General features: G+C 44.6%; 5 protein-coding genes and 1 tRNA gene. 4 read left to right on the forward strand and 2 right to left on the reverse strand.

Annotation, left to right across the window (positions count from 1 at the left end):
* Window positions 1-164: 164 nt before the first annotated feature.
* The 3 genes from G493_RS0103160 to G493_RS0103170 all read left to right on the forward strand — a co-directional run bounded on the left by G493_RS0103160 (window position 165) and on the right by G493_RS0103170 (window position 4117).
* On the forward strand, window positions 165-2372 hold the full coding sequence (locus G493_RS0103160) for an ATP-dependent helicase (RefSeq protein WP_028579210.1): 2208 nt from the start codon (window positions 165-167) through the stop codon (window positions 2370-2372).
* Window positions 2373-2440: 68 nt separating this feature from the next.
* A complete protein-coding gene (locus G493_RS27570) occupies window positions 2441-3793 on the forward strand; it encodes a bifunctional folylpolyglutamate synthase/dihydrofolate synthase (RefSeq protein WP_051308969.1) in 1353 nt (450 codons plus the stop codon).
* Between the two features lie 24 nt (window positions 3794-3817).
* The gene (locus tag G493_RS0103170) at window positions 3818-4117 is read left to right on the forward strand and encodes an HNH endonuclease (RefSeq protein ID WP_028579211.1); all 300 of its coding nucleotides are present in this window, start codon (window positions 3818-3820) and stop codon (window positions 4115-4117) included.
* Window positions 4118-4160: 43 nt separating this feature from the next.
* On the opposite strand, the gene G493_RS0103175 is transcribed toward G493_RS0103170, so the two are convergent.
* Window positions 4161-5585 (reverse strand): C1 family peptidase, encoded by a 1425-nt coding sequence (locus G493_RS0103175; RefSeq protein WP_028579212.1) that lies wholly within the window; start codon window positions 5583-5585, stop codon window positions 4161-4163.
* A 656-nt stretch (window positions 5586-6241) separates the two neighbouring features.
* Here G493_RS0103175 and G493_RS0103180 point away from each other — a divergent pair.
* Window positions 6242-6318: transfer RNA gene (locus tag G493_RS0103180), tRNA-Arg, on the forward strand.
* Between the two features lie 354 nt (window positions 6319-6672).
* Here G493_RS0103180 and G493_RS31720 read toward each other — a convergent pair.
* Window positions 6673-6996: transposase (locus tag G493_RS31720; protein ID WP_205623625.1), on the reverse strand; the 324-nt coding region annotated here is incomplete at its 5' end.

Below are 6996 nucleotides of genomic sequence, written 5' to 3' on the forward strand. Positions count from 1 at the left end.
ATACGTAACCTGCTGCAAAGTTCACAGGTAGCGTTTTCCCCGTCTTTCCTGCCAAGAAAAGCATCCCTGTAATATATGCAGATGAGGTTGAATATCTGGATGCATGAAAAAACTTGCCTTAACATAGATTGCACGCCTATGCTGGCTATGGTAGAAAAGCAGGCATGCAAGATCAAAATTACAACCACGTTGACATAATGCCCGAATCCATTGAAGAACCTGGTCACAATGAAATCAGCCGAAGGGTGCTCAATCCTGCCCAATATGCCGCAGTAACCCATGGAGATGGTCCGGTGCTGGTTATTGCCGGTGCAGGAAGCGGTAAAACACGCACCCTGGTGTACCGGCTCGCCTATCTTCTGCAGCAGGGGGTGCGTCCTGAATCTATTCTCCTGCTCACATTCACCAGACGAGCTGCACAGGAAATGCTCCATCGTGCTTCAAATATTTCAGATCAATCCTGCAACAGAATAGTTGGCGGTACATTCCACGCTACCGCAAACATACTCTTACGCAAGTATGGGTATCACATTGGCATTGGTTCCCGCTTTACCATTATAGACAGAGCTGATGCAGAAGGCATCATCAATCTTATCAAATCTTCTCTTGGCTTTTCTGGTGCGGGCAGACGATTTCCGTCAAAACGGGTCATAATGAATATCCTCTCCGGCTCCATTAACAAATCCAAAACAATAGATGACCTTGTTTATGAAGGGCACATTCATCTATCAGAATTTGTTGAAGATATCCACACGATCCGTAAACACTACGAGCAGTTCAAAATCGACCATGCGCTCATGGATTACGATGATCTTCTGGTCTATTGGGAGCGACTGCTCATGGAATCGCCAGAGGCTCAGAGAGAAATCTGTAACCGTTTTGAATATGTACTTGTGGATGAATATCAGGATACGAATCTGATTCAGGCAAATATTATCAAACTGCTTACACCGCAACATGCCAACATTATGGTAGTTGGCGATGACGCCCAATCCATATATAGTTTCAGAGGTGCAGATTTTTATAACATCATGCGCTTTAAGGACCAGTTTGCAGGTACCAGGGTCGTTACTTTAGAGGAGAATTATCGATCCAATCAGCCAATCCTTGAACTGGCCAATGGCATACTGCGCAATGCAGAAGAAAAATTTGCCAAAAACCTTTTTACCAGTATTGAAGGTGGCAATCGTCCCAGGCTCTACGTTGCCAACAATGAATCAGCAGAAGCAAGGTACATAGCAGAAACCATAGAACAGCTGATTGAACAGGGAACTCGGCCGGAAAATATTGCAGTGCTCTTTCGCTCAGGTTTCCATTCTTACAAGCTGGAGCTGGAGCTGGCCAGGCTTGACTTTTCCTTTGAAAAACGCGGTGGCATGAAGCTGACTGAATCCGCACATATCAAAGACCTTCTCTCCTTTTTCCGTATTCTGGTCAATGCATGGGATTCTCTTTCGTGGAACAGGCTGCTTCTCCATCTTGATAAGGTCGGGCCTAAAACTGCCCAAAAAATAAGCAACACGATCCTGGCCGAAGATGATCCAATTGTTGCACTGGCCTCCTATCCTGCGGGAAAAACATGGAAAAAAGGACTAACCGAACTTGTAGAAATTCTGCAGGAAATCAGTACCCAACCACTGACACCTTCTGGGATTTACGATAGGGTTCTCACCTACTACCAGCCTATTTTCGAAAAAATTTATTATGATGATTACCCCAAACGCAGCAAAGACCTTGAGCAACTGAAAAATGTTATCAACGGCTATGGAGACCTGCAATCGTTTGTTGACGACACCTCCCTTGATCCGCCGGAAAGCGAAGTCGGACCAGCTTCAGAGGTTGAGGAGAATAAATTGATTCTCTCCACTATCCACTCTGCCAAAGGTTTGGAATGGGATGTGGTTTTCATCCTTGGTTTGGCCGATGGTCGTTTCCCCCACCAGAATGCCGTCCCCGGGCCACAATGGGAAGAAGAGCGAAGACTGCTGTATGTGGCGGTGACAAGGGCAAAAAAAGAACTTTATATGACCTATCCCAAGGAACTCCTTGGCGTGGATCGTAAATTACAGCGTTGCGGCATGTCTCCTTTTCTCAGGGAAACCTCTGCAGGTCTGTTTGAAAAAATTGAAACCCAAAATTATCCTGGCAATTATTTCAATAACAGCCCGCCCCAACCTCGTTCCGGTTTGAACAAACAGAAAACTGCCAGTGCGCGTCAATCATTTGACCCAGGCATGAGGGTGCATCACTCCTATTTTGGCGCCGGGACTGTTTTGAATATCCCTGGCCCCAGAAGAGTGGAAGTGGCTTTTGATCGCCACGGAAATAAAATACTCCACCTGGATTATGCCAACCTGGACGTTTTAGGATAACCTTTTTCATTGCTCCCAAAATGTCCTGCTGATTTTACCTCTCTCTTACTTTTGTTGTAAAAATTGCCATGGAATACGATATTGCCCTTGAATACCTGAACAATTTACAGATGTTCACTATCAAACTGGGGCTGGAGGCAGAGACCACTGTATTAGCAAAATTAGGTTCCCCCCAGAATGCATTTCCATCTATCCATATAGCGGGCACCAATGGCAAAGGTTCAGTCGGCGCCACCCTTATGACTCTGCTAGCGGCCAGCGGGTATAGAGTTGGTTTTTATTCATCCCCCCATTTGAATGATATTCGAGAACGATTTCAGATTAATGGCGAATATATCTCCAGACAGGAGTTTGCATCCCTGATACAGCAGACCAGACATACCCTTGGAGAACAGACTCTCACCTATTTTGAATGCACAACTGCTGTAGCGTTTCTCTGGTTTGCCCAAAAAGAGGTAGATATTGCTGTCATAGAAACCGGCCTTGGGGGCAGACTGGATGCAACCAATGTGATAGCACCCCTGATTTCTGTTATCACCAATGTTCATTTGGATCACCAACAGCACCTCGGCAACACCATCACTGAAATAGCCAGGGAAAAAGCAGGTATTATCAAGCATGGTATCCCTCTGGTTACTGGAAACCTCCTTGGTGAGGCGGATGCTGTTATAGAGTCCAGATGCCAAGAGAAACAGAGCAAAAGAATCAGATATCAACAAGATTTTTTCGCTCAACAAAAAGACGATACCCTCATTCACTACCAGGGATTTTCTGGTAACTTTGATTTTTCCTTCTCCCCTGCCCTTTGCGGAAAACACCAGATACCAAACACTGCAGTGGCATTAGCCACACTTGAAGAACTCCAATCCAAAGGCTTTTCTCTCTCCCCCTCCACCCTCCTTGCGAGTCTTCCCCTGGTGCGCTGGCCAGGACGAATGGAGCTCATCAATGCAGTATCCAGGGGTAGTCATTACATCCCTGTTCTCATCGATGGCGCACATAATGAAGCTGGTATAGAAGCACTATACGAAGAGCTACAGACAAGGCAATATCAGCGCCTGATTGTGATATGGGGAAGCATGCGGGATAAAAAAACTGATACAGCATTGAAAAAGCTTCTCCAACACGCTTCAATCATCGTGTATACCCAGGCCGAGCCAGTTCGTTCTGCCAAACCTGATGACCTGAAAGAACAGACTCCACCTTCGCTGCAGAATAAGGTATACTGTTCGACAGATGTAAACCAGGCACTGGATCACGCGTTTAAACTCTGGGAGGCGGGAGACCTTATCTGTATAGCAGGCTCCCTGTACCTGGTTGGAAAAATGCGCAGTCTTTTGCTGAACAAATCGCAAGCCACTCTCAAAGATACAGCTGGTCAAAAGAGCAATGCAATAAAAGCAACCGCTTGCGACATTTAGACTCATAGGGCAGGACAAATACGAATGGATTTTTATACCCTGGACGGCATCGATGAACATATAATCAAGGCAGAGAAAAAAAAGGCCCGCGAACTACGTAAAAGCCGCTGGTGGCAACAGAAAACATCCACAGGCACCTGCTATTATTGTGGTGAAAAGGTAGGCTTTAAAAATCTCACCATGGACCATGTCGTTCCATTAAGCAGAGGAGGCCGAAGTACAAAAGACAATCTGGTTCCATCATGCAAAACGTGCAATACCAAAAAAAAATCCTCTCTCCCGGTTGAATGGGACGAATACATGGATTCATTGCATAAAGGGTAAAAGCATTTGTCCACGGCACAAAATGAGCCAGACGCTATCCAGTCTAATCCTGCAGTAATAAGTATATAGGCGCCAGCGATGTCACGCCGATATGGACCCACGAAGTACCTTCACCCACTCGAGAAGTGGTTCCCTGAGAATCCCACCGAATATTCATGTAACCGTTTATCCCCCAGTCAGCTCCCCAGCTGTTGCGAAGAATCCAGCTTTGTGTAGCATCATTCCATCCAACCAGAATAATCTGGTGGTTTGTATACCCATCGCAATCATTGTATGATGGAGAATACACACCGCTTCTATACGAGTACCAGCCATCATCAACACAGACGCCTGCCGTGATTGGGCCGTATTGATATATGGCATTTTTTATCTGCGTAACGCTCGGCACTGTCCATTCAGAACCTGAAACAAATTGCCACGCACTCAGCTTATAAGGATGTGGGTAGGAAACCGTACAGCTTCGATCAGCAGCGACATACGGCAATACAGATTCTGTAACAGCACCAACAGCATTTTGACTGTACCCTAAAGTATCATGGTGGTATTTGTTAGCTGTGAGTCCTCCGCTGCATCCCCATCCATCACGATTGCAGTTAATCAGAAACTGCTCGGAGAGATTGGTCAGAGGATAACCTGCTTTACGCACGGCTGATTCCATCACACCAACGGTTCCAAAGCTCCAGCAACTGCCGCATGATCCCTGATCCCTCACAGGTGGCACGATATCTGAACTTAGACGCCAGTCCCAGGAAGAAGGCAGCGATTTTTCTCGGTCAAGCTCGACAGAAAGTTTTTTCTCTACGCCGACACGACTTGAAGAGCTTCTATGCTTTGGGGCGTTAGGAGTGGGATCGCTTATTTCAACTTTATCCATTCCCGAATCCAACTTGATTGACAAACGTGACTTGATTGATCTGTCACTTGCAAAAGGTCGATGATAGATAAGTCGGATTTCCTGCACCCCATTGGTATTTGGTTGAAAGACAAACGTCTGGATGGATGGTGCACCATAGGCATGATATCGTGGTTTGAAACGAATCTCATCACCATTACCTTTTTGAAGAAGTGCGCCACTATTTACTATTTCCCATTTATATCCAGTGGTATTTCTCGCCTGCAGTTGCAGTGTGAATTCTTTGGCTGATTGCGGTAGAGTTAGACGAAGCTCCACTTGCCCACCAAGAAAATCAGCCATTTCCACAGAATCGTCAAAAAGAGCAGTCCGTAACTGTGCAATACTCTCACTGCCTGATATGGTTAGCCTGTTTTGTTGTATTTCAGCTGAAACATTTGTCTTTCTGATTTTGCTTACAACCGATTCCCTATATTGTTGAGTGTGGGTTATATCAGATATTGTTTCCAGTTCTGCCTCCCACTCCAATGCCCACGCAGAGCAGGCCCATATAGAAAAACAAAGAGTGATTATAGAAATCTGGCATATGGAATGGATTTTCTGTCCTGAACTCATTGTGATCTCCTTTCACGTTGCCCAAATACCAATCCAGCAATGGAAGTATTGATTATGCCGGAAACCAAATAGTGTAACAGATCACGGTAGTAACAACACTGATATTTCAATTAGATCTGAGTCGCAACTGGTCACAGGTGTTTCAGATTTATGCAAACGCGGTTTTTCGCAGGTGAGCGAAGACTCCGGCAGGCTATCTATGCGGGAAACCGCAATCGTGCAAAGAGATAAGCGATCAGCAGGAGACTTCGTGGAATATCTGTGATCAGTTACCAAATAGTTAACATCATCTCACCATACATATTCCCGATGAAATATAAGTATATGTAAAGTATACGGCGTACAAACAAAAAATAACAGATCAACCGGCAGTTAAAACAGAAATTATCCGATAATTTCTACTGTTAGATCAGTACTGTTGGCTGCTTCATGCAGGTCCCTATATGAAAAAGGAAAAGATATTATAGGAGTACATGCCAGGCAAAGCCGAATGCGATTGCTGCCATACTTAATAAAGAGAGCTGCAATCTGTTTTCACAATTTTATTACCCATTAAGCTGCTTTTCGCTCGACACATTCATAGTGACTAGGTATATTATAATGTTTATTCAACATATGGTTGCACAAACTTTGTTCATCTTGTGCAAACTTTCCCAGGGCGGGTAGCTCAGCTGGATAGAGTGTCGGCCTCCGAAGCCGAAGGTCGCGGGTTCGAATCCCGCCTCGCCCACCAGTAATTTCAATTAGTTACAGCAAAAACCAACCCCCTCCCTATCCCCCACCAGAAATAGCAGACTGACACATGCCAGACTAGAACAATTTGAGAGTTGGGAGACACCTAACTTACTCTTGCTCCTTAACGTAGCCAAGATAATCGACCTCTTCACGGGTGCATCCGATATTTACGGCACAACCTTCTAGGCCCATCTTTTTTTGAATTGCATAATAATTTCAACCGACTAGGTAATATTATCGCTTGATAAATAACAAAATTATAGTATAATATCCTGCAAAATTAGGAGGTTATACTATGACAATGGCGCTGGAAACACAAACTAGGACTGAGTAAGCATATTGACAAAAATAACTATAACAACAAGTTGTATGCCTTAAAGCTGAATTGGATCGGGTTTTCTATCATGCCTTGATTATAATGCCAGACCAATTTTCGAAATCTGGTAATTAATTCTGAAAGTCCCCCTAACGCTGAAAATCCGTATACTTTGGGTTTTATCCATTTCCAGAATAGCTCGACAGGATTGTATTCTGGTGAATATGTCGGCAAATAAAACAGCTTTATCCTTGGGTGCCGTTCCAAATATTGTTTTACTTTTCTGGATTTATGGATACTCGCATTATCAAGAATGATGACAATTTGTTTCTCAGGTGTCTTCTGACGTATCTGCGTCAG

The sequence above is a fragment of the Desulfogranum japonicum DSM 18378 genome, assembly GCF_000429945.1.
Taxonomy (GTDB): domain Bacteria; phylum Desulfobacterota; class Desulfobulbia; order Desulfobulbales; family Desulfobulbaceae; genus Desulfogranum; species Desulfogranum japonicum.

What these genes read in the sequence shown, in the direction of transcription:
- G493_RS0103160 (WP_028579210.1), top strand. Translation starts at nt 165, where the DNA reads ATGCAAGATCAAAATTACAACCACGTTGACATAATGCCCGAATCCATT.
- G493_RS0103170 (WP_028579211.1), top strand. Translation starts at nt 3,818, where the DNA reads ATGGATTTTTATACCCTGGACGGCATCGATGAACATATAATCAAGGCA.
- G493_RS27570 (WP_051308969.1), top strand. Translation starts at nt 2,441, where the DNA reads ATGGAATACGATATTGCCCTTGAATACCTGAACAATTTACAGATGTTC.
- G493_RS0103175 (WP_028579212.1), bottom strand. Translation starts at nt 5,585, where the DNA reads ATGAGTTCAGGACAGAAAATCCATTCCATATGCCAGATTTCTATAATC.